Raw genomic sequence first — 24,760 nt, 5'->3', positions numbered from 1 at the left:
GTGACCATATGTCGATTGAGCTTGCTTTGAGTTCGGCCATCGAGACGATACCCGACTGCGTTGCAGCCGGGTATGTCGATATGGAAACCGGGATGTTGTTGGGGACCAGCGCCGAAGATTCTGACAGCGCAGATGCACTGGATCATTTGGCACTTGCGGTGGCGAACCTGTTCCAAGGGCGGGGCGTCAAAGGGTTCGAGGAGCTGTTGCGGACAGCTCAGATTGACGACGTTGAGCATCCGGGATTTGGGGAAATCGCGGTGTTTTCTGACGATCGTCTGCACATCTTTCTCAGGACGCAGAAATATCCTGATCATGTGGTGTGCTACATCTGTCGCAACAATACGAACGTGGGACTTGCACTTACGAAATCACATCTCAGCCTCGGGCCGGTAGCGGCGGCGGTTTAGACGGGACCAGAGGGGGTCACGGTATGATGGATAGCGAAATTCTGGAACTGCTCGAAGACATCGGGCGTTCGTCGGTGGCTCGTTTGTCGCCGGTGACCTTTCTTGCGGGTGACAATGCCAAGTCTCGCAGGCAGCAGGTTCTGGGCACAATCAGACGTACGATCCTGCCTCGGCGGATCGAATTTACTGCTGCGGATGGCGCGGTATTGGCCATCGAGGTCAACAGCTCGCGGATCACCGAAGTTTTCACCTGCGCCTCGGGGCCTGTGCCGGATTTCGGAACCGAAACTCGTGAAGATCTGACGGAACGACTGGCCCAGTTGGTGACGGACATATCGACGGCCACTGGCCCGCTGGAGATGGTGTCGCTGCGCCCTGATACCGCGCTTGAGGCGGACGATGTCGGTATCACCTTCTCTGAGATTGAAGCCGCCTGCGATAAAATCGAGATCTCTGATGAACCTCGCATGTCAGTCGTGCCTGACCCCGAGCCCGATGTCGATCAGCAGCCTGAATCCGACATAGCGATGCAGTTTTACACGGGATCTGAGCGGTTTGCTCTTGGGCGGGTCCTGATCGGAGATGCTGAGGAGCACTCTTTTGATGGCATCTGCGCGTCGGATCAACCTGCACATCCCGGAAATGATCTGCTGTCCCGCTTCGCGCGTGATCTTGCCGGATGGAATGCAGATGGATCTGATGCCCTGTCACAACCGCAACTGATCGTCATGCGCCCGTCAGGCGGTCAGGGTGCAGGTCTTGCTGTACTAAGCGACGGTCAACATACCGCCGCTGCCGTCCATGATGCCCGCAAGTTGGGGGCCGTCGTAAACCTGTGGAAGTCCTTGAAAACCGCCGTCGAATGACCGCGTTCCTGCCAAATAGTGTCCATTTTGCAAAACTAAATCTAAAATACGAGTTACCAGGGTAAATCTAATGAGTGAACTGAATCGTCGCGAACTTATTCGCATAGCCGAAGACATGAATGAGGTGAGCAATGACGAGACCCGTCAATTCATCTCGCGGATCATCGACGATCTGTCGAACCTGAAGCCGTCGATTGCCTTTGTTGGTCAGATCAAGGCAGGAAAGTCGCGCCTGATCAACGGCTTCACCGGTCAGGCCGAATATCTGCCTTCGGATGTGAACCCCTGGACCACCGTGATCACCGACATGCATTTCGGCCATCCCTCGGGTCGGACCTCGGGCGCTGAGTTCCATTTCTTTGACAACCGCCAATGGCAGGCCCTGATTGCCGAAGGCGAAGAGCTGCGCAACATGTTCCCGGATGAAGAGGACAGCTATAAGCGCGAGATGATCGAAGAGCAGGTCGAAGCGATGAAAACCCGCGCTAAGCTGCGTTTGGGCGAAAGCTACAAGCACCTTCTGGGCGAGCATCACGATCTGGACGAGCTGACCTCGGATGATCTTGCCCGCTACGTGTGCGCGGGGGATGATCCAACCGAAGAAGGTGGCCATGACCCGGGCTCGGACCGGGGTCTGTACAGCGATATCACCCGTAAGGCCGAGGTCTATTTCGACATTGGCCATTTCCCGTATCCGGTTACGGTGACCGACACGCCGGGCGTCAATGATCCCTTACTGATCCGTGAAGAGATTTCGCGCCAGTATCTCAAGGAATCTGATTTCTTCGTGGTCGTTCTGTCCGCGCATCAGGCCCTTTCGCGGGCAGATCTGAAACTGTTCCGCCTGATGCAGGCGTTGGAATTGGGTCAGATCGTGGTGTTTATCAACCGTGTGGATGAACTGGGCGGTGGCGCCGACGATGCCTCGAAAGTCCGCGCCGACGTGATGGACGGGCTGGAACAGGCACTTGGAAACTCGGATATCGATGTACTCATGGGCAGTGCTCAGTGGGCGCATTACGCGCTGACCGGGGATGAGACCGGCATCGATCACGATGAGATTCTGGCCTGGTTGCGAGCGCACCCAGAGCAGATGAAGCAATATCTGTCGGGTGTCGAAGAGATCAAGCAAGGCCCCGGCCCTATCAGCCGCGAAGGCGTGTTGCGTTTTGCAGCCATGATCGCCTCAGGGCTGCCCGACTTACGCCGGCATGTCACTAAGGCGCTGACCGAAGGGCCGCGTCAGGAACAGCTGCACATGGCGTGGCAGCACTTGAACAGTTTTGCGCAGGGCGAGCTGGAGCGCAGCACCGCCCATCTGCGCGCGATCGAAGCGCAGGACGAACCGGATACCGCAGATGCAGATGAAAACAATCAGACGCTGGCCGAACTGCGCGCGATGGTTGCCGAAAAGACCGAGGCGATCACCAATGACATGGATAACGTGCTGGCCAATCTGCGAGGCGTGATGGATGACACCGTGGCTGAGGCGGTCTCGATTGTCGTTCGCGGACCCGATGGGCAATCGCCTCTGCTGGCCAAGGATGGCGAAACCGAGCTGAACTTTACCCCTCTGCGCGAACGGATGCGGGAACTGGTGCAAGGAGCGACGCAGGTCGTGCGCCAGCGGATGCTGAGCGAGCTTTATGCTGTCGACATGCAAAGCAACGCGGCCTTGCGTGCCCTGCCCGGTTGGCAGGAACCGGTGGACAATCGTATGAACACCAGCGCTGTCCGGTGGTTCCGCCCGGATACCAGCGCCCTGACCCGGGGTATTACGGTAGAGCTACGTGTCACGTGGCTGTCCCGCCTGATCTCGCGCCGTAGTGTTCTGAACCGGGCCGAGCGGATGATCGTGCAGGAATTTGAGATGATCGGCGACGATCTTGTGGACACCGCCCGTAGCGATCTGACAGAACGGTTGCAAACTGTTCTGGATCACTATCTGGCGCTGTTGGCCGGACATCTGGAACACCGGAGCGGCAGCGGCACAAATGCACGCGCCGAAGCGCAACGAGCCGTCGATCAGGCGCGTCGCATTACGGATGAGCTGGGCTCGGTGCATGGCACCGCGCCCGTAGACACACGACAGGCAGAGGCTGCAGAATGATTGAATTCCCCGGAACCGAGCAGGAAGTGCGCCAGTTGGAGCGCTTTTTGACCGTCACCGAAAAGCAGCCTTCCTCGTCTGAGTTGGACGAGATGCGTGCTCGGGCTCTGGCCCATGCCGAGCGGCTGTCGAATGCGGTGTCGATCGGGTTTGCCGGGGAGTTTGGCGCAGGGAAGTCCAGCCTCGCCAATATGCTGGCCGGTGCGGACATCCTGCCAACGGGGCCGCAGCATCTGAAACTGCCTTTGGTCATAGTGGCCTATGCAGAGGTCCCGGAAACCACTGTCGGATGGTGGGACAAGGAGCCCAAAGTCTATTCAGGGATCGCTTTGGAAAAAGCTGCAGCCGACAATCCGGACTTCATTTCAGTTGGGTTGAACACCCCTGCCCTGCAAGAAATCTCATTGTTTGATCTGCCCGGTGCGGGTGCGTTGGACGACACCTACAAGCCAACCCTGGATCTTTTAAGATATGTGGATTGCGCGATCTGGTGCACCAACGGTACGAATGCGTGGCGCGAAACCGAGCGTCATTTGTGGTCGAAGGTTCCACAAAAATTGCGCGATAACAGCTTGTTGGCCGTTACACACGCGGATCTCCCCCCCGTTCGCGATGCATTGGACCGGGTGGTTGGGCGCTTGAACAAGGAAAAAGACGGCCTGTTTCGTGCTGTTGTGCCGATTGGAACCCCTGTGGCTGTACGCGCGATGGAGCGCGAGCCCGAGCCTGATTTTGAGCTTTGGGAATCCTGCGGTGGACAAAATCTGGCCGAGCAGGTGCTTCAAATCGCTTTGGATCATCGTCAGCATGATCTGGACGCGGCACGCAAGGATTTGGCGCAGGAATTCCTGCCTTATCTGGATCAGTTGAAAGGTGAGGATCCCGAGATCATCAGCACGGAAAGCCACGCGGTTCACACCAGCCTGGAATCCGCCCTCCCCCCTTTGGATAACCCCATTCTCGAGGACTGGCTGGCTGCGATTGCGAGCATCTATGACGATCTGCGCGAAAGTTCTGAAATCGAACCTGCAGCCTTCCTTCAAAGCTGTCAGGAGATCGTCGAGGATTTTGCAGAACGGTTGGAGTCCGGTCAGGAAATCGACCCAGAGGCCGACTGGATTCCAGCAGAGTTCGAAAAGGCAACGGATTTGCTTCTACTACTGCAATTCGAGAGCGGCGATGCACCTCTGAAGGACGCAATCAGCATCCTCGCACAGCTCAGCGACAACCTCGCCTGGGCTGGAAGCACGGTTGCGTCTGCGCCACCCAGAACCGGCACCTAAGAATTTCCCGCTAAAATTGAGCCGCAATGCGGCGATTCGAGGCTGCAAGAATCAATCCGTTATTGTTTCGAATTCGTAGACCAAACAGCGAATTCTGGAAGATAGACTTCAGATTTTTCCACCGTATATTACAATATATAGTATTCACTAACGATATAGACACAAAATAAGCTGTTTACAAAATTTTGATCCTTAGTGAAGCCATCAGGCGGCCCCAATAAAGTCAAATTTGAAACGTCTAACCGTCTCAAGTGTCCTGCGGTTGTGTTTGGTTGTGAGTTCGCGGGCTAAAGCCCTGGTTATCCATACCGCAACAATGAGTAATATGGGCGGGAAGATATGAGCCACAACCAGGCTGTCGGCGCAACGCACGACGAACCTCAGATCGAAGGATTGCAACCGGGCGCAAAGCTGCTGCGGGGTCAGTATGAAATCCTCCGTTTCCTCAGCAACGGTGGGTTTGGAATTACCTATCTTGCACGCGATAGCCTAGACCGGGATGTAGTCATCAAGGAATGCTATCCGGGTGCGCTCTGCCAACGGAATGGTGACTTAGTTGAGCCCGCCAATCCCGATCACAAGGACGACTTGCGTGCTATCATCGACCTGTTCATTCAGGAAGCCCGCAATCATGCCCGGCTGGTCCATCCCAACATCGTTGATGTGCACCAGGTATTTGAGGACAACAACACCGCCTATATCGCGATGGACCTGATCCGGGGTTGCGATCTGCTGGACTATGTCGAGAACCCTGAAAACAAAAGCGGCCCTGACTTCATCGTCCAGGTCACTGAAAAGATGCTGTCGGCGGTCTCGTTCATCCATCAAAGTGGCATGCTGCATCGCGATATCTCGCCGGACAATATCCTGATCGATGAAAACGGCGAACCGATCCTGATCGACTTTGGTGCGGCGCGCGAACAGGCGGCCAACAAATCGGCGGCATTGCTGACCCTGCGGGTGATCAAGGATGGATATTCGCCGCATGAATTCTATGTGCGCGGCGCGGAACAGGGTCCAAGCAGCGACCTTTATGTGTTGGCTGCCACGCTCTATCACGCAATCAGCGGTGAGCGCCCGATTGATGGCCAGACCCGCCTGAACGCCTTCAATAACGGGCAAGACGATCCCTATGAACCTCTGGCCGGGCGTTTCAAAGGTTATCCTGATGGGTTCCTCGAAGCGATCGACAAAGCGATGGAAGTCCACACCACTGATCGCCTGCAATCCGCTCTGGATTGGTTGCGGATGTTCCGAGGTCCGGGCGTCATGTTCGATACTTTTGCCTATCGGCCGGTCTCGGTCATTGTGGGTATGGATCGTCTGGATGAGCAGGCAGAAAAGGAACGCATTAAGGCCGAAAGCGAAAACGCCGAAGCCGTTGTGACCGCTCTGCTGGCTGGAAACGCGGATCTGACACTTGGCAACGAAGAGAAGTCCGAAGACGAGCTGGCACAGTTTTCGCCGCAGGAGCAGAACGTCGCCGCCGTTGATACCGTGGTCAAAAGCGGTTCGGGTGGCAGCGGCAAGATGATTGCAGGGGTTGCGGTCGTTGTCGCGGCTCTTGCCGCCGGAGGATATTTCGCGATGTCGGGCGATCAATCGACGCCCGAGGCAACCCCGTCAACAGCGCAGGCACCGGCAACTCTGGCGCCTGCTGAACCGGAACCGGTCGAGCAGACCGCCGAAGCCACGACAGAGCCGCAACAGGCCGAACCCGCTTTGGCATCGGAACCACAACCTACGCCAGAACAACCTGTCGAGCAGACGCAGACCGCGTTGGAGGATCCGGTTGTTACTGAGGTTCCAACTGAGGAAACGCCTCCAATTGCTACTGAGGAAGTGGCGCCTGACGCGGCGGCGGCCGAGCCTGCCAAGGTTGCAGAGGCTTCGACAACTGCGGTCAACCTAGTGCAGGATCAGATTGCATTCGGGCATTGGGACGTCGAAGTTCCGTTCTCAATGTCTAAACGCCGCAGTTCCACCGGCAACGTCATTGCAATCAATGGCGTGGACGAGGGGCAGGATATGTCGGTGATCGGTGACTGGGTGCAGCGTGGTGCTACGATCTTTACGCTGAACGGTGAGCCGGTTCGGGCAGATGCCTCGCTCGCGGGACAGATTCTGGACAATTTCTCGGTCGATCCCGACGGCTATATTCGTGTCGCCGCGCGTTATCGCCCGCTGGGTCAGACCCGGGCGCAAAACGGGTTACTGGCTTTGCCCGCTTACCGGATGTTTGGCTTGCAAAATGGGTACGCATTCGATGTTCGGCATGCGGGGGACGCCGGTTGGCAAACCGTTGTAGCCGCTGTCCCGGCCGAAGCAGCTGGTGAATTGCAGGCTGGTGACATTCTGCTGCGTGAGGCTCAGACCGGCGTCGCGATCGACGGCCCCGAAAGTCTGGATGCCGTTCTTGCCCAGCTTGTGTCTGAAAACCAACCCGATGCGCGCCTGAGTGTTCTGCGCAACGGCGGCGAAAGCTCGGCGGTCATGCCGCTGGCAAAGGAGTAATTCAAACCGGTTCATTGTGAAAATCGCCAGCGTGTGTGTGCTGAGGGTGGCGCATCATCGTCACCCCGTCGGGAACCGGCCCGGCGCGAAGTTACAAGTTTCCATGTTTCCCATTCATCAGTGCCCCTGTGCGTGATGCACGGCGGTTTGTAGCAGCCCCGCGGGACGAAACCCGTGTCAGAATTCAAGAAGGTGTCGACACCATGTTCAAATATAAAAGCCCTCTCAGCCGGCTTCTCGAAGGTGCCGGAAAACCTAAAGAAGAAGAAAACGTAGAACCCGAAGCGGTACAGGAGGACAAGCCTGAACCGATCGCGGATTTCAACGCTCTGCGCGCTGCGCTGGGTGGCGGCAATATGGCGACGGAGAGCTACGAAGACTCAGACGAGTTGATCCCCGAAGAGGCGATGCCCGAATTCGATGAGGATGCATCCACGGTCGAAACTGTAGAGATCGAAGAAGAACTTGCCGCACCGGAAGAGGTCGAAGAAGAAGAACCGATCGTTACCCTTCATCTCAGCGCGGAAGATGCAGTTCAGGCTGTCGAAGAGATCGAAGAGGAAAATATCATGGCCGCGGTTGTCGAAGAGACCGCACCGTCTGAGCCTGAAGAAACGCCCGAGCTGCAGCCGGAAGCTGAAACGGAGCCGGAGGTTGTGGCAGAGGAGCCCCAACCTGCCCCGGAACCCACCCCAGCGCCTGTCATTGAAGCTCCGGTCGCGGCCCCTGCCCCGGTCGAAGATCGCCGGTCGCGCGTAAAGACCACATTCCTGGGTTTTGAACGAGCAGACACGCATGTTCAGGAACTGATCGAAACCGCCGAACCTGTTGCCAAGACGGAAACTGCGCAGCAGACTTTCCCCGTCGGCTGGCTCGTCATCACAGCCGGTCCTGGCCGTGGGTCGTGCATTACCCTTACCGAAGGTCTGATGCAGATTGGCCGGAACGACGATCAGGCCATTCAACTGGATTTCGGAGATACCGGTATCTCGCGCAGCAACCATGCTGTGATCGCCTATGATCCCGAGGACCGGAAATGCTATCTGGGACATGGTGGCAAAGCGAACCTCGTGCGGCTGAACGGTAAGCCGGTTCTCAGCACTGTTGCTCTGTCCAGCGGCGATTTGATCCGTATCAGCGAAACTTCGATCCGCTTTGCCGCCTTCTGCGATGATGGCTTTGACTGGCGGGATGCTGATTGATGCTGGCGACCCCTGCATATGACATTGCTCTGATCCTGGACCAGGGTCAGCGCGACACGCAGGAAGACGCGATTGCCGCGCGGGTCTTTGATACGGCCAATGCGGGTTATGTCGTGATCGCTGACGGTATGGGCGGGCACGACGCGGGCGAGGTTGCATCCGAACTTGTAATCTCGGCCTGGCAAGAGGCGCTGGACGCGCAGCTTGAACGCAATGACGTGACTGAGGGCGCTCTGCTCGACGCCCTGCCCATGGCAGCGATGCAGGCGAATGCCGAGGTGGCGAGCCATGGCGAAACCTCCGGGGCCCGGCTGGGATCAACCTTGCTGGGAACCTTGCTGGTGAACCAGAACCTGTTCTGGATTTCGATCGGCGATAGCCCTCTCTATCTGTTTCGTGACGAGACTCTGTCGCAGATCAACGAGGACCACTCGATGGCGCCTGAGATCGATGCGAAGCTGGCGCAAGGTCTGCTGAGCGCGGAAGAAGCGCAGGGTCATCCTGACCGCAACCAGCTGACCTCGGTCATCATGGGGGCCGCTATTCCAAAGGTGGATTGCCCCGAAAAGCCGCTGGCGCTTAGCGCGGCAGATATTCTGATCCTTGGGAGCGATGGGCTTCAATATCTCAGCAATGCCGAGATCGAAGAACTTCTGCGTCAGCACAAGCAATCCCCGGCACGTGACATCGCGGATGCGCTTATACAGGCGCTGCATACCAAGGCGGATCCGGATCAGGACAATATCTCAATCGCCGTGGTCAAACCGGCGCAGAACTAAACAAGGCAGGGATACAGGACAACATGAGAACCCATCTGATCATATCCAGTCTGGCTCTTGCGGCCGCAACAGGTGCGGCCTCCGCGCAAGAAGCCTGTTCGACCTACGAGATCCAGCGTGGCGACAGCCTGCGAGAACTGGCGATAAAGGTCTACGCCACCGAAGATTACCGGTTTATCTATGATGTGAATCGCGATGTCATCGGTCCTAACCCGAATATCATTCGTGTTGGCGACATTCTGGCCTTCCCTTGCCTGGAAGATATCGGCCGCGCCCCTGAATTGCCGGATACCGAAGCGGGCCGCATGGCAGCGGAAATGGCATCGGAACTGGTCAAGGCCGCAGAAGAGCGTGCTGCAAAAGCGATCGCCGAGGCCGAGGCCCGCGTCGCCGCAGCTGAGGCCGAGGCCAAAAAGGCCAGCGAAGATGCAGTCCTCGCGGCCAAAGTAGAAGCCAAGAAAGAGATCGAGGCCGCCCGCGCCGAGGGTGCTGCGCTGATCCGCAATGCGGATGGTGGTGAACGTCCCGAAATCCGCGATCGTCAGCTTCTGCTGATCACCGGGGGTAACTACGCACCCTTCACCGATGAGGCACTGCCGAACCGGGGTCTCTATACCGATCTAGTCGAAACCGCGATGCTACGGGCTGCGCCCGAACAGCCTTACAAGATTCAGTTCGTCAACGACTGGTCATCGCATCTGGACCTGCTGATGCCGACCCTCGCGTTCGACGCGACCTTCCCGTGGTCGCGCCCGAATTGCGAAGAGGCTGAGGCCTTGTCCGAAAGCGATCGAACCCGCTGCGAGACCTACAATTTCTCGAACCCTTTCTATGAAGTGGTCGATACATTCTTCGCAAAGGCTGGTTCGGGCTATGAGGAAACTCTGACCTATTCAGATTTCGTCGACGCCACGATCTGCCGACCCGAGGGATGGTCCCTGTCGCATATGGATGCGGTCGGCCTTTATGAGCCTGCGATCAAGTTGATACGCCCGGTCTCACCTGATGACTGTTTCCACGCGGTGATGGATGGTTCGGCCGATATCGTTGCGGTCGAAGCCCATCTGGCCGTCGAGGCCATTGGGCGACTGGGCTATGAACATCAGATTATCGAAAACCCCAATCTGGCGGCAATCAAGTCGCTTAACGTTATGACCCACAAAGATAATCCAGATGGAGAAGCGATCCTCGAAACGCTGAACCAAGGTCTGGCGATCATGCAGCAATCAGGCGAGTGGCGCGATATCGTTTCAACCGCCCTGCGCCATCAAATGGAAAATGGTTAAGGCCCCAATTGGCCTGGCAAAACAAAAGTCTGGAGGAAGTGGACATGTTTAACAAGAAACTAAAGAAAGCAGTACTGTCGGCAACAGCCCTCACCGCGCTGAGCGCAGGTGCAGCTGCCGCGCAAGAGGCCTGCTCTAACTATACTGTTCAGGATGGTGATACACTGGCAACCATCGCCATTGCCGCCTATGGCACCTCGAACTATCAGCCGATTTTCAATGCGAACCGCAACGCTATCACCAATCCAGGTTCGCTTGAAAATGGCTTGGTTCTGGCTTTGCCCTGTGAGGATGGCAGCCTGCCAAATGGCCAGAGCGCGCAGGAACTTATTGCTGCTGAAGAAAAGCGTGCAGCGAGTGTCAAACGCTCGAATGTTTATGCACCGCCGATCAAGATGGTTGCGGGCAACGGCTGGGAGCCGTTCACGACTGAAGCCCTGAACGGTGGTGGCATCATGACTCGCCTGGCTACAACAAGCCTTCAGCGTGCAGGCAATAGCCGCGACTTCTCGGTCAGCTTCGTAGATGACTGGAGTTCGCATCTGGACACACTATTGCCACTGGGTGCATTTGATATTTCGATCGCGTGGACTGTACCGGATTGTACCAACCGCTCCTATGAGTGGTCTGCAGAAACCGAAGCCCGGTGTACTCAATTTGTCGCTTCAGTTCCGGTATATGACATCGTTGGTGGCTTCTTCACTTTGCCTGAAAGCGAATACGCAAAGGCGACGGATTTCTCCGACCTTGAGGGCTCGACCGTTTGCCGCATGGCAGGCTGGAGCATGGTGGTGCTGGAAGAACAAGGTCTGAACCGCGAGAATACAACTGTTGTTCAGCCCAATTCGGCCCGAGAATGCCTTGATGCGGTATTGACCGGAACTGCAGATGTGGCGGCGTTCGAGGTTGACCTGTTCGCGTCGACAATGAAAGACATGGGTTTGACTTCGGCTGACATCGTTGAAAACCCGTATGTATCCACTCTGTCGTCGATGAGCTTCCTCGCGCATCGCACCAACCCGTTCGCACGTGAATACATCGCGATGATGAACAAGGGTCTGATTGAGATGCGTGAATCCGGCGAATGGTACGCGATTATCTCGGACACGCTGCGCGAACAGAACGAAAAGCTGAACGCGGCGTCCAACTAATCCCTCGGTCGAAAAGACCAAATTTGGGCTGGTCTCAGGACCGGCCCTTTTTTTGTTGTGCGACCGGGTTTCACTTCTACGTCGGGAGCGCATACGGTTGCGAAACAAGGTATGCACCTTTTTGTATAGTCATAATATATATGAATGCCTCTTTTAGCGCATAAAAAGCACTTCGCTACGGGAATCCCCCAATATTCAGCGCGAGTATTCCGCGTAATGTGGATTCAACAGCACCGGTGAGGCGTCAGCCCCACCACTCACTCAGAAAAGGGTTGGCTATGGGGGCCAACCCTTTTCTTATTGGACCAACGAAAAAACCGGCCCAGAAGGGCCGGCTTGATCATTCATCAACAAATTTGAGGCGGCGATCAGCCGATCAGTGCATTCAGTGTTGCACTGGGGCGCATTACAGCCGCTGTTTTGGTCGGGTCGGTATGATAATAACCTCCCAAGTCTGCCGCCGCACCTTGGGCTGCTGCCAGCTCAGACAGGATTTGCCCTTCCTTGTCAGCCAGTTCCTTTGCCAAAGGCGCAAACTCAGCTGCCAGATCTGCATCATCTGACTGCGAAGCCAAAGCCTCGGCCCAATAGCGTGCGAACCAGTAGTGGCTGTCGCGGTTGTCCGGCTGACCGACTTTGCGGCTGGGCGACTTGTTGTTGTCCAGAATGCCTTGCGTTGCAGCCTCGGCAGCGGCACCCAGCGCACCAGCTTTGGCGTTACCTTTGCTGTCTGCCAGGAAGTTCAAGGATTCCCCCAGCGCGCAGAATTCACCCATCGAGTCCCAGCGCAGGTGGTTTTCCTCAACCAACTGCTGAACATGTTTCGGGGCCGAGCCACCAGCACCGGTTTCGAACAGGCCGCCGCCATTCATCAGTTTGACGATGGACAGCATCTTGGCCGAGGTGCCCAGCTCCAGAATCGGGAACAGATCGGTCAGATAATCCCGCAACACGTTACCGGTGATAGCGATGCTGTCGTTCCCTGCAGTGATGGTTTCCAACGACTGACGGGTCGCTTCGCGCGGCGCCATGATCAGGAACTTGTCGGCTACGCCAGCAGCTTCCAGCGCCGGTTTGACGTATTTGATCAGCTCGGCATCATGGGCGCGGTTCGCGTCCAGCCAGAAGATCGCCTCGGAGCCTGTCAAACGCTGACGATCCATCGCCAGCTGAATCCAGTTCTCGATCGGTGCCTTCTTCACGGTGCAAGCACGCCAGATATCACCCTTTTCCACCGCATGCTCATGCAATGTCTCACCATTGGCCAGAACAATGCGGATGGTGCCATCCGTGGGCGCTTCAAATGTGGTCGGGTGCGAACCATATTCTTCCGCCTTTTGCGCCATCAGGCCAACGTTGGCGACGGCGCCAGCAGTGGCTGGGTTCAGCGCACCATTGGCTTTGAAGAAGTTGATCGCCTCGTCATACACCGGCGCATAGCAGCGGTCGGGGATGACGCAGTTGGTATCACCTTTGGCACCGGTCTCGTCCCAGCCTTTGCCACCCGCGCGGATCACGGCGGGCATTGAGGCATCGATGATGACATCAGACGGCACGTGCAGGTTGGTGATGCCCTTGTCACTGTCGACCATGTACATCGACGGGCGGTCACCTTTCAGCGCGTCGATGGCCGCCACGATATCTGCATTGTCCTTCACTCGTTCCAGCAGGTCGCCCAGACCCGAGTTCGGGTTCACACCCAGCGCGTCCAGCTCTGCGCCGAACTTCTCGAACACCGGGGCCAGCCACGCCTTGACCGCGTAACCGAAGATGATCGGGTCAGAGACCTTCATCATGGTCGCCTTCATATGCAGCGAGAACATGGTACCGTCGTTCTTGGTGTCTTCGATGGCATCTGCCAGGAAGGACGACAGCGCCTTTACCGACATAAAGGTTGCGTCGGCCACGGTGCCTTCAGCCAAAGGCCAGCCGTCTTTCAGAACGGTGACGTTGCCGTCATTGCCAACAAATTCGATCTTCGCATCGCCTGCTTGCGCGGCTGTGATGGTCGCTGATTTCTCATTCGCATAGAAATCATTGCCGGACATCGACGATACTTTTGTCTTGCTGTCCGAAGCCCACTCACCCATCGAGTGTGGGTTCTTCTGGGCGTAGTTCTTCACCGCACGCGCCGCGCGGCGGTCAGAGTTCCCCTCGCGCAGAACAGGGTTCACGGCTGAGCCCTTGATGGCGTCGTAACGCGCACGGATCGCCTTTTCCTCATCGCTTGAGGGTTCTTCCGGATAGCTGGGGATGTCATAGCCCTGCGATTGCAGTTCTTCGATGGCGGCCACCAATTGCGGTACCGAGGCTGAGATGTTCGGCAGTTTGATCACATTGGCGTCGGGTGTCTTCACCAGTTCACCCAGAGCAGCCAGATCATCAGTGATTCGCTGTTCGTCAGTCAGGTTTTCCGGGAAGGTGGCAATGATGCGCCCAGCCAGAGAAATATCCTTGGTTCCGACGCTGACGCCCGCGGCGGATGCGAACTTGCGGATGATGGGCAGGAACGATGCGCTCGCCAGCTCCGGCGCTTCGTCTACAATGGTATACAATATATCGAAGTTCGATTTTTCTGCCATATTCCCTTACCTTTTTTAAAGCCTTTCGGGGCGTGCGATCCAAGAGTGTGTGCCAACGCTCAATACTGGCACCGAGCCGTAACGAGGCGGTGACGCCCCACGGATGACTCTGATTTGACAGGGCCTCCCATAAATCAGGATTGGATTGGGATCAATCGTGTTTGGGCGCGCAAATTGACACGGTTTGGCGAAACGCCGATTTCAAAGGAACCCGTTTAACCGGCTCTGACCCCTGATTACCGACTGCAACAATCAACATACGTCCACCTCATTGGAAGGGTTGAAAGTCGCCGACAGCTTTGGCGGTCTCTGAAACCTTCGATGCGATTAACCTTGTCTTGACCGGATCCCGAGACCAGCGAGGAGTTGTGATGTTCAGCGTAATTCTGCCTGCAGCACGCGCGAACCTGTTCATTGCTTGCTCAAACCTGTTTGCCTGAATTAAACGCCCGTTGTTCGTGGTTTGGGGGATAGATATAGTTAGCCCGCAGGTCAGGTCGCGTATAAGATCAGAATGTTCGGCTTCGGGCGCGTATTACTTATCATTGGTTGGGGGCCAACTTTAGTGAGTATGAAAAATCAGCCAAATGCGTCGCAGCGCCATGAACTGCGAAAGGTGATGGGTCAGGGGCGAAGCTTTCTGGCGCTGGCCTTTTTGTTCAGCGTTTTTGTCAATCTTCTGATGCTGACTGGCCCTCTGTTTATGTTGCAGGTGTATGATCGCGTTTTGGGATCGCGCTCGGTCGAGACATTGTCGGCGTTGTTCCTACTTGTCGCCTTGCTCTACGGCTTGATGGCCATGCTCGACTATGCGCGCGGGCGTATCGTTGCCCGGTTCGGGGCACGGTTTCAGTCCTCGCTGGATGAACGGGTCTTCGAAGGAACGATGCGGCGGGCACTGTTTCCGCAATTCCGCTCGGCCCCTGCAACTGCCTTGCGTGATCTTGAATCGATCCGGTCCCTCTGTGCATCACCCGTGCTGCTGGCCGTGATGGATTTGCCCTGGACGCCGATCTTTGTCGCCGCGATTTTCTTGTTCCACCCGCTTCTGGGATGGTTGGCTGTCGGCGGCGGTACGCTTCTCATAGTGATCGCCATGCTGAACCAAATGCTGACCCACCGGAAGGTCGCCGAAGCACAGAGTGCGTCGGCCAAGGCTAATGCGTTCTCTGAGCATGCGCGACAGGCGGCCGAAGTTGTCCGTTCGCAAGGTATGCAGGAGGACGTGGCGCGCCGATGGATGAAACAGCGATCCGAAGCGTTGTCTCAATCGATCTCCGCCAGCGACTGGACAGGCAGCTTTACCTCGCTGACCAAATCTCTGCGGCTATTCCTGCAGTCTGCGATGCTCGCTTTGGGGGCATTGCTTGTTCTGCGCAATGAGATGACGCCGGGTGCAATGATTGCGGGGACCATTCTTCTGGGTCGCGCACTTGCCCCCGTGGAAATGGCTGTCGGGCAATGGTCGATGATCGAACGGGCGCGCACCGCCTGGATCAACCTGAACAAATTTCTGGATGCCACACCGCCCGAGGCGTCGCGTACGAAGCTGCCGGTGCCCAAGGCGCATCTTGTGTCCAAGACTCTGACGGTGGTGCCACCCGGCGCTAAAATTCCCACTTTGCGGAATGCGAACCTGAACCTCGAACCGGGAAAAGCTCTGGGCGTGATCGGTAAAAGCGGTTCGGGCAAGACAACACTTGCAAAAGCTCTGCTTGGATTGTGGATGCCTGCCGCAGGTGAGATCCGTTTGGCCGGAGCCACTTTGGATCAGTACGACCCGGATGATCTGGGGCGCCACATCGGGTATCTGCCGCAGGAAGTCACACTGTTTAACGGTACCGTCGCCGAAAATATCGCACGGATGTCACAAACTCCGGACCCAGAGGCTGTGGTCGCCGCGGCCAAAACCGCAAATGCGCATGAGCTTATTCTAAGCCTCGAAAAAGGGTATGATACCTTTCTGGAAGGCAATGACAGCCAGCTTTCAGGTGGCCAGAAACAGCGTATCGCTCTTGCGCGTGCGCTTTATGGAAACCCGGTGTTGCTGATTCTGGACGAGCCGAACTCGGCCCTTGATGCAGATGGTACGCTTGCGCTGAACAACGCCGTGCGTGAGTTCAAGGCCGCGGGTAAGTCCGTCATCATCATGACGCACAGACCGCAAGCGATTTCGGAATGTGATGATCTGGTGGTCGTCGAAAAAGGCCAGATCGTGAAATCTGGCAAGCGCGATGAGGTGCTCAGCACGATGGTGCAGAATGCCAATGTTATCAAACGGCATCTGAACAAGGTGGGTGAGTAATGTTCAAGAAGGGTGAAAAGACGGCGTGGAGCATCACGGCACCCGCTTTGGTCGGGCTGTTGGCGCTGGCCATTCTTGTTCTGGGACTAGGCGTTTGGAGCATCCGGACTCAACTGGCGGGCGCGATCATCTCGCAAGGGGTGGTTGAAGTCCAAAGCAACCGTCAGGTGATCGAACATCCCGATGGTGGCGTGGTCGGCGAGATATTTGTGCGCGATGGCGACGACGTCGCGCGCGGGCAATTGCTGTTGCGTCTCGATGACACGTTTCTTGCGTCCGAGAAGACGATCGTTGAGTCACAGCTGTTCGAGCTTATGGCGCGCAAAACGAGGCTGGAATCAGAACGAGATGGTGTAGACGCCACCGAACTAGATGCCCGTCTCGGTGAGCTTCAGGCGCAGGAGCATATCGGAGAGGACCTTCTAGCGGGCCAGCAGCGCCTGTTCGATGCGCGTCTGGACACGCTCACTCAGCAGATTGACCAGTTGGGTAAGCAGAAGATTCAGATCGAAGATGAAATCGAGGGTATACAGGCGCAATTGACTGCATTGCGCACGCAGGTTGAGCTGATCACCAATGAGTTGAGAGATCAGGAAGGGTTGCTGCAACGCGGCCTGACACAGGCCAGCCGCGTCTCGGCGCTGCAGCGGGAAGAGGCCAGTTTGAACGGTGAAATCGGACAGCTGGAATCCACGATTGCACGCCTGAATGGACAAATCTCCACTACCGAGATCCAGATTGTTCAGCTGAAAGCAACCCGTCGGGAAGAGGCGATTGCTGAGCTTCGGGATGTCCAATCCCGGGTTGTGGAACTCGCCGAACGCCGTTTGTCATTGACCGAAAGATTGTCGCGTCTGGATATTCGTGCACCGGTGGCAGGCACCGTTTACGACAGTCAGGTCTTTGCCATCCAGTCGGTCATTCAGCCTGCAGAGCCCATGATGTACGTTGTTCCGCAGGATACGCCTTTGCTTGTGGCCGCACGCGTTGATGCATTGCACGTCGATCAGTTGCACCGCGGGCAGGAGGTCGCCCTGCGCTTTCCTGCCTTCAACCAGCGCGAAACGCCCGAGCTTGACGGTCATGTAATCAACGTGTCCGCAGATACATTCACCGATGAAACGACCGGCTTTACCTTCTACCGCGCCGAGGTGGAGCCCGATGACGGACAACTTGAACGCCTGAACGGTCAGGAGTTGCTGCCCGGTATGCCGGTTGAGGCGATGATCAAGACAGATGAGCGTACCCCCCTGTCCTATCTGATCAAACCGCTGGCGGACTACTTCTATCGCGCGTTCAGGGAATAAGCCTTACGGGGCCTCAATATTGCCGAGCAGGATTGATGTCATGTCGGTGGTGAATGCACCATCGACAATGGTGATATCCGTTCCTGTAGTGTAGTCGACATTGTTTCTGGTGATCCCTGACAGGTCCTGATCCGCCTCCAGAAACACCCACTCCGGTTCGTGCGGAGAGGGTAGGCCGACGACAGTTTGCAGAATGACCAAAGCGTCCAGTGCACTCACCTTTCCATCCTGCGTGACATCTGCCGCTATGAGGTTCTGAGGTGTCGCGGGTCCCCAGGTTGGGTCCAGCCCGACCGCGATGCGTAGCACCTGAAGCGCATCAAGGGCGGTGATATCATTGCTCGCGTTCGAATAGGATTTGACGATATCCAGCTTGCCGGAAAAGGTGCCATCGGGGACATTCAGATCGAATACGCCCTGCTCATCCGCCTGTGCCACGACGGTTGCGCCGCCGTCAGGAGTGAACCTGATTTCCGCATCGGTCAACGCCGGGTTCTGGCTGCTTGAGTCAATGGTAACCGGGCCGGAAACCCCATCAGATGCATTGTTGTCCGGTCCGCTGCCAAGATTTGTTGGGATATGGTCCGGGCCGTCAAAGCCGGTGCCAAAGATATCCGTGCTGGTTAGAGAGGTGCCTTGCGCCGAAATTACCTCAATCGTTTCTTCGCGATATGCAATTCGAGCACCTTGCGCGGTTGTGGTAAAACTCAATTGCGCCGGGGAGCGTAGAAATGAATAGTCGGTCAGATCAAGCCGATCGTTTCCGGCCTCAAAGTCTGTGATGGTTGTGACACCGCTGCTTTCGCGCAGTACGAAGATATCTGCGCCCGTCCCACCCGTCATGGTGGTTGCGCTGGTGCCCGTGATCAGAATGTCATCCCCTGCCCCGCCGTTCAGATTGGTATCCAGGAGCCCGCCTTTCAGCATATCATCCCCGGCAGTACCGCTGAGCGACCCAGAACCTTGATCGATAATACCCAGAATTGCGACCGAAACACTTAATTGCGTGAGGCCCGGGTCCTGTTGTGAGGCTGCAAAGATCTGCAGTTCGTCCCCGATATGCGCAACGCTTAGCGTTTCGACATTTTGCAACCCGCTTGCGGCCGTGTCTTCGAAACTGTCCATATGGATCAGCTGACCATCCGGGGTCATTGTAAACAAGGTAATGCCATCATCCCCACCCCCGATGACGACAAAGACGCGGCCATCAACTTCGATCACCGAAAGGTCCTGCACCGATGCAAATCGCGTATGCAAGGTATCGAGCACGTGATCGGTTGCTTTTAGCGTTCCGTTACTGCTCAGGCTCATGACGCTAATGGAATTGCTGTCCGCGCCCGCGACAACAACCCAAGACTTACCGTATGCCTGCGCCACCTCAATCGCGGTCGGCGCGCCGATACCCAACGTTTGAAGGCTGGCGGCCCCATCCGTGAGGGTCAGAGCCCCCGTGTTTGGATCTACGGCAAAGCTTCTGATCGTGCTGCTTGCCGTATCCACCGTGAGTATGAAGTGGTTTCCACCCGATTGCGCGGCCTGCATCGCGTCCGCGCGACCCGAGGTCAGACTCGTCAGGGTCAGAGCCCCATCTCCGTTCACGCGATAGGTGCCAATCTGGGCGCTATCCGTGTGTGCAAGGGTTAAAAAACTGTCGGTTCCGATCGCGGATTGCGCCACGGCCGAGATATCGCCTCCGCCCGAAAGCCCCGTGGTTTCTTGCAGCGCACCGATGGTCCCATCGGTGTTCAGATCATACCCGACCAGCCCCGCAGCGGTATCTACATCCAATATCAACCGGGTCTCGGTGCCCAAAGTAACAAGTGCTCCGCCGCGCCCGACCTGCTGTGCGATGGAGGCTCCAAAATATTCCTGATCCTGCAATACCGGAGCAGCGGTATCTGTCAGGTGCCACGAGGCAATCCCCCCCTGCAGCCCGGTCGCACTATAGAGATACGTTTCGCCGTTAAACGTTTTTAAAGCCAGATCGCCGATACCTGAATCGAGCGCTGCGGTCCCCGTTGCAACCACTCTATCGAACTGAAGCATCATCGTTGTTTGCCCCCAATGCCAACATCGGCACTGCAATCAGAATGACCCGATGCTCCGGTGCGAAACCAGAGCAGGAATGTGGTGAAAACAAGGACTTCGGTTTCAGTTTTATTCAAGTTTTCCCATCTGGCCCCATTGCCATCAGGACGGGAAGACCAACCGGTTCCGGCGGGTTGCCATCTGTCGACTGACAGAACGCGACCACCGATTGTGAGGGAAGATGACCAAAGACATCGATTCGACCGAAACTCGGATCTCCGAGACATCACAGCACAATGGACAGACGCGGAGCTGGATCGACAAGAAGCTTCAACGCTGGGCAGGTCGCGGATTGCTGGGGGGGTTGGGCACCACCTTAATGGCTCTGCCTGCGCTGGCGCAGGCCACGGATGATGCGCTTTCTTCGTTCCAGTTCGCCGAAGCAATTACTGGTGTGCGCTCGGCACAACTCATGCCGAACGGGGACGTGCAACTGAAGATGATGGATGGACGTACAGTCGTTGTAGAGGCCGAGAACATTCAGGTTCTTGAAAACGGTTCAATCATGATCGCTGACGAAGCTGCGATGGAAATTGCACAGCTCGCGGCTGTCGAAGTTGCGGGCGCAGCCGCTGCGGGCGGTGGCATCAGTGGTGCCGGACTGGCGTTGGGCGGTCTCGGCCTTGCCGGTGCGGCAGCCGCCGCCGGAGGTGGCGGTGGTGGTGGGGGTCGTGATGATGAGAATACCGAGGAACCTTCCGTGGTTCCCCCCACGCCCCGACCTCCAAGCCTAAATCTGGCTGAGCTGCAATCTAACGCGCTCAGCGATATCAGCACACAGACCGTTGCACCTGATGGGACGGCGTCAGTTGAAGTCATGATCGGAACGGTTACCAAAACCGCTACCCCAGCAGTCGACGGAAGCTGGAGTGTGTCGTTAACACAGGCCGAGGCTCAGGCCCTCTCTCAGGGGATTTCGGCCGTGACCGTTCAATATCTCGACGGTGATGGAACAGTCCTGTCGGTTGGGGTCGCGCAGTTTGATGTTGATACCATACCCCCAACTCTTTCCATCGACACCTTTTCCCATGGCGTGGTTCTGAATGCAGCCGAACAGGGGATCGACCTGACAATCTCTGGGGCAACCGATGCCGAGAACGGACAGGTCGTGACAGTTTCGGTCAACGGTCAGGATTACAGCGGCACCGTTACGAACGGAGCATGGAGCGTTACGGTTCCCGCGGGCGATCTTGCCTCGCTATCAGATGCGGCGACGATATCGGTAACCGCGAACGTCTCCGATCTCGCCGGTAACCCGGCAGTACAAGCAAGTGGCAGTTTCGACACCGATTTCAGCGCGCCCACGCTGACTTTGGACCCGGTTGCCGGAGGGTCAATCGAATTGATCGACGTGAGCGCCGATCTGATTCTGAACGGATTGTCGAACGCCGAGGACGGTCAGCAGGTTTCCGTTACCTTCAACGGACAAAACTACACCGGCGCTGTGTCCGGAGGCAGTTGGAACGTGACTATTCCGAGCGAGGATCTAGCCAGCCTGTCGACGGGCACCCCCGTCGCCATCTCGGTCGCTGTCACAGATTCCGCAGGCAACCCCGCAACGCCGGTCTCGGCGTCTGTGCCCGTAGATCTGACGGGTCCATCTATCGCCATCGATCCGCTATCGGTTGGGGATGTGCTCAATGCGGCTGAGGCAGGTTCAAATTTGGTGGTAAATGGCACGGTTGGGAATGTTGCAGATGGTCAGACCGTCACAGTCACTCTGGATGGTCAAACCTATACCGGAATTGTCTCCGGCAGTGCGTGGAACGTTACCATCCCCAGCGCGGATCTTATATCACTGGCAGATAGTGTCGCATTCACGTTAACCGCTGATGTCAGCGATTCCGACGGGCTCAGCGCTCCGCAGGCAGGGATCGGGCTTGTTAAGGATGCAACCCCGCCATCGCTGAGTATTGATACATTCTCGGCGGGTGCGGTGATGAATGCCACCGAGCAAGGCGTGGATTTGGTTATCACCGGGTCGACAACCGCCGAAGACGGTCAAACAGTGACGCTTACCTTCGAAGGCCAGCCGTACACCGGAACCACAATGAGCGGCGCATGGAGCGTAACGGTACCGACGGCCGACCTCAGTTCTTTGTCGGATGGGGCAACAGTTAATGTAACCGCTGACATCTCTGATAACGCCGGCAACCCTGCAGTGCAGGCAACCGGCAGCTTTGACACGGATTTCTCTGCACCTTCCCTTTCAATCGCAACGACATCTGGGGGGGCTGTTTTGAACACGGTTGAAAGGGACAGCGGCCTGACGATCTCGGGCACCTCTGATGCTGTCGACGGCTCGCAAATTCTAGTCGAGATACTTCGCCCTGACGGTTCGCTCGAAACAAGCGGCACAACGACCGTAAGCGGCGGGATCTGGAATTATGTGGCCCCCTCGGGTGATCTGAGTGGATTGCAGGATGGAGCAACCTACCAGATAAAAGCTTCTGTTTCGGACGCCGCAGGCAACAGCGCGAGCACAAATACCAGCTTTGATACCGATCTGAGCGCACCCACCCTCTCGTTAGATGCGCTTGCGGTCGGGGGAACTCTGGATGTTCTCGAACAAGCGACGGATCTGCAGATCACCGGCGCAACAAGCGCAGAGAATGGTCAAATCGTTACCGTCAACCTGAATGGCCAGGACTATTTTGCGACCGTGACAAACGGCAGTTGGGTCGCAACGGTTCCCGCACTGGATCTGGCCGCTTTGGCGGACGCGAGTACGTTCTCGATCACTGCTTCAGTGCAAGATGCCGCGGGAAATGCGGCTGCGAATGCCACGACATCTCTTACCACGGATTTCCGCCCGATACTGAGTATGAGCGACGTAGGAACCAATGAGGCTCTGTCGCTGAGCGATTTGCAGAATGGCGGCACCACGATTACAGGTAGTTCGGTTGGGCTGAGTGCCGGACAGGCCGTTACAGTTACGTTCAATGGCGCTCCGGTAGGCAGCGGGACTGTTGCCGTCGATGGCTCCTGGTCGCTCAGCATCCCGGCTTCACAGTTCGTATCTGTCGAAGCCGGGGACGACCTGAGCTTTGAAGCGCAGGCATCGGTTGCAGCGGGACAAGACCCTACGCCCGCCACCAATCAGGCCATCGCCCACATGCCTGCGGCCTACACGATCGCTGAAGCTGGTCGAAGCGGATCGACAGTGACCTTCGAAGTTTATGCCGACCCAGACCGAGATATCTCGGGGGGGCTGGATTTTACTGCGGATCTTGGGTTTGACCCGGCGGTTGCAACCTATGATACCAGCTCGGAGGTTGAAAACAGCGATTTCACCTTCTTCCTCGCAAATCCGCAAGGGGCTGCAACCATCAGTTTCGCAGGTGCTTCGACAAGTTTTAGTGATTTGTCACAACCTATCATGACGTTCACGATGACCGTACAGGATGCGTCGCAGCCGATCATCTTGTCACTAACAACCCCGGATGGCGGCCCATCTCAGTTTCACCTGGGAACGGATGGGGCCGATACGCTGACTGCAAGCGCCCTTGACGATGTCATTCGCGGGGCTGGCGGCGACGATGCGATTGACCTCACCAGCGCAGGACGGGACGTTGTCGTGTTCGAGGTTGATCCAACGATCAACGGCACAGATACGATCACGGGCTTCACTTTGGGGCCCGCTGCCGAAGTCACCGATGCAATCAGGTTCGCGGGGCTCGATACCAGCAGCTTGCGTGGAAACGGCACCGGTTTTGAGAGCCTGAACCTCGGAGGATCGATAGGGCAAGACACAGGCTTCGTCGGATTGCAGACGGCATTATCGGACCTCGATAGCGACACGATTGCAGCCGCAGCGGAAACCTTTGGCGGGGCGCAAGCGGGTGACGAAATCTATCTGATGGCAACGGATGGGAATGACAGTCTTCTGGTGAAAGTCGATTACTCATCATCTGATACCGCCACAGTTGAGACGATAGCACAGTTCGATGGGCTCGCTGATCTGACTGATCTCAATGCAGATAATATTTTGCTTTCGGACCCAACGGGTGCAAGCGCCTGATTGAGGCTGGTGGTGCAGATGGATGATAAAATCATGGCAAATATTGGCGTTGTTCCTGTAACTCATGAACGGCATGGGCATCGGTACTGGCAGCGTTTCACCACTTACGATTTTGCTGCCAGCCAGGTTACTTGTCCCGTGGTCAGTCCCGAGGTTCTGCAAGTAGCGGCTGCATATCCGATGCTCTTTCAGTCGGATGGTGAGCGTATCGAACCTGTTGCTCTATTCTCCATGACAGCAGGGCTCACGTCGCCGTTTGTCTCTGACGATGGTAAATGGCTCGCTTGCTACGTGCCGTCCGCCCTTCGGTGCTTTCCATTTCGAGCTGAGCGCTTGAGTGAAAAGCAATACCGACTTCTGGTCGATGAAGCATCGGGCCTTATTTCATCCGATCCAGAAGACATGCCTTTCTTCACGAGAGACGGGCGTGTTACGACCGAACTGCAGAGCGTTCTGGACTTCTTCCGAATGCGCGAAGCTGCGGTGCGAGAGACGCACAAAATATGCAAGCGAATTCAGTCTTTGGGCTTGTTTTCTCGGTTCGGGCCTGCTTCGGGGTCAAATTCTCTGCCTGAGTTGTTGATGGTCGACGAAGACGAGTTGGCTGAATACTTGGGCTCGGGTTCCAATGAACCCATCCCCGTCACCGCGTTGCGGATGATCCACGCACACCAGGTTTCGTTGTCACATTGCGAGTGGCTGTCAGAAGCACAAAGCCAGCGGCAGAAATACCGACCAAAGCCGAACTCCGGCTTATGCGGGTTCGTCTCAGCGTTGGGTCAAGACATGATCCGTTTGCAGCATGAAAATCGGGTGACCTATGCGCAGGGTTAGGTCTGGCTTGAGATGTTATTCT

Annotated in this window: 15 protein-coding genes; 13 read left to right on the top strand and 2 right to left on the bottom strand. The window is 56.7% G+C overall.

Features of this window, described 5'->3' with window-relative positions; translation table 11 throughout:
- Positions 1-8 precede the first annotated feature (8 nt).
- The 9 genes from ACR0IV_RS13665 (at position 9) to ACR0IV_RS13625 (ending at position 11,601) form a co-directional block, all read left to right on the top strand.
- Positions 9-410 (top strand): hypothetical protein, encoded by a 402-nt coding sequence (locus ACR0IV_RS13665; protein WP_480658680.1) that lies wholly within the window; start codon positions 9-11, stop codon positions 408-410.
- Positions 411-433: 23 nt separating this feature from the next.
- Positions 434-1,276 carry a hypothetical protein gene (locus ACR0IV_RS13660; RefSeq protein WP_480658682.1) on the top strand — a complete coding sequence of 281 codons (843 nt, stop codon included), beginning with the start codon at positions 434-436 and terminating at the stop codon, positions 1,274-1,276.
- Between the two features lie 70 nt (positions 1,277-1,346).
- A complete protein-coding gene (locus ACR0IV_RS13655; RefSeq protein WP_480658684.1) occupies positions 1,347-3,386 on the top strand; it encodes a dynamin family protein in 2,040 nt (679 codons plus the stop codon).
- Positions 3,383-4,669 (top strand): dynamin family protein, encoded by a 1,287-nt coding sequence (locus ACR0IV_RS13650; protein WP_480658685.1) that lies wholly within the window; start codon positions 3,383-3,385, stop codon positions 4,667-4,669. Before ACR0IV_RS13655 ends, ACR0IV_RS13650 begins: the two co-directional genes overlap by 4 nt.
- A 339-nt stretch (positions 4,670-5,008) precedes the next feature.
- Positions 5,009-7,183 carry a serine/threonine protein kinase gene (locus tag ACR0IV_RS13645; RefSeq protein ID WP_480658687.1) on the top strand — a complete coding sequence of 725 codons (2,175 nt, stop codon included), beginning with the start codon at positions 5,009-5,011 and terminating at the stop codon, positions 7,181-7,183.
- A gap of 203 nt (positions 7,184-7,386) precedes the next feature.
- Positions 7,387-8,385: an FHA domain-containing protein gene (locus ACR0IV_RS13640; protein WP_480658688.1), complete on the top strand. Its 999-nt coding sequence runs from the start codon at positions 7,387-7,389 to the stop codon at positions 8,383-8,385.
- The gene (locus ACR0IV_RS13635) at positions 8,385-9,164 is read left to right on the top strand and encodes a PP2C family protein-serine/threonine phosphatase (RefSeq protein WP_480658690.1); all 780 of its coding nucleotides are present in this window, start codon (positions 8,385-8,387) and stop codon (positions 9,162-9,164) included. The genes ACR0IV_RS13640 and ACR0IV_RS13635 overlap by 1 nt, the downstream gene beginning before the upstream one ends.
- A 23-nt stretch (positions 9,165-9,187) precedes the next feature.
- Positions 9,188-10,450, top strand: a complete 1,263-nt coding sequence (locus tag ACR0IV_RS13630; protein ID WP_480472751.1) for a substrate-binding periplasmic protein — start codon at positions 9,188-9,190, stop codon at positions 10,448-10,450.
- A 44-nt stretch (positions 10,451-10,494) separates the two neighbouring features.
- The gene (locus ACR0IV_RS13625) at positions 10,495-11,601 is read left to right on the top strand and encodes a peptidoglycan-binding protein LysM (RefSeq protein ID WP_480472749.1); all 1,107 of its coding nucleotides are present in this window, start codon (positions 10,495-10,497) and stop codon (positions 11,599-11,601) included.
- Between the two features lie 368 nt (positions 11,602-11,969).
- Here the strand turns inward: ACR0IV_RS13625 and ACR0IV_RS13620 are convergent, their stop codons facing one another.
- Positions 11,970-14,183 carry an NADP-dependent isocitrate dehydrogenase gene (locus ACR0IV_RS13620; RefSeq protein WP_480658691.1) on the bottom strand — a complete coding sequence of 738 codons (2,214 nt, stop codon included), beginning with the start codon at positions 14,181-14,183 and terminating at the stop codon, positions 11,970-11,972.
- Positions 14,184-14,754: 571 nt separating this feature from the next.
- Here ACR0IV_RS13620 and ACR0IV_RS13615 point away from each other — a divergent pair.
- Together ACR0IV_RS13615 and ACR0IV_RS13610 are read left to right on the top strand one after the other, a co-directional pair.
- Entirely contained in the window at positions 14,755-16,488 is a 1,734-nt protein-coding gene (locus ACR0IV_RS13615; RefSeq protein WP_480658693.1) for a type I secretion system permease/ATPase, read from the top strand.
- Entirely contained in the window at positions 16,488-17,795 is a 1,308-nt protein-coding gene (locus ACR0IV_RS13610) for an HlyD family type I secretion periplasmic adaptor subunit (RefSeq protein ID WP_480658695.1), read from the top strand. The genes ACR0IV_RS13615 and ACR0IV_RS13610 overlap by 1 nt, the downstream gene beginning before the upstream one ends.
- Before the next feature lie 3 nt (positions 17,796-17,798).
- Here the strand turns inward: ACR0IV_RS13610 and ACR0IV_RS13605 are convergent, their stop codons facing one another.
- On the bottom strand, positions 17,799-19,844 hold the full coding sequence (locus tag ACR0IV_RS13605; protein WP_480658697.1) for a beta-propeller fold lactonase family protein: 2,046 nt from the start codon (positions 19,842-19,844) through the stop codon (positions 17,799-17,801).
- A gap of 220 nt (positions 19,845-20,064) precedes the next feature.
- Here ACR0IV_RS13605 and ACR0IV_RS13600 point away from each other — a divergent pair, with 220 nt between their 5' ends.
- Both ACR0IV_RS13600 and ACR0IV_RS13595 read left to right on the top strand, forming a co-directional pair.
- Positions 20,065-23,904 (top strand): Ig-like domain-containing protein, encoded by a 3,840-nt coding sequence (locus ACR0IV_RS13600; RefSeq protein ID WP_480658698.1) that lies wholly within the window; start codon positions 20,065-20,067, stop codon positions 23,902-23,904.
- 18 nt (positions 23,905-23,922) lie between these two features.
- Positions 23,923-24,738 (top strand): SapC family protein, encoded by an 816-nt coding sequence (locus ACR0IV_RS13595; RefSeq protein WP_480472737.1) that lies wholly within the window; start codon positions 23,923-23,925, stop codon positions 24,736-24,738.
- Positions 24,739-24,760: the final 22 nt, after the last annotated feature.

The organism is Ruegeria sp. C2 (assembly GCF_056537765.1).
The sequence above is the reverse complement of the archived record's forward strand: the minus strand, read 5'-3'. Positions and strand labels throughout refer to the sequence as shown.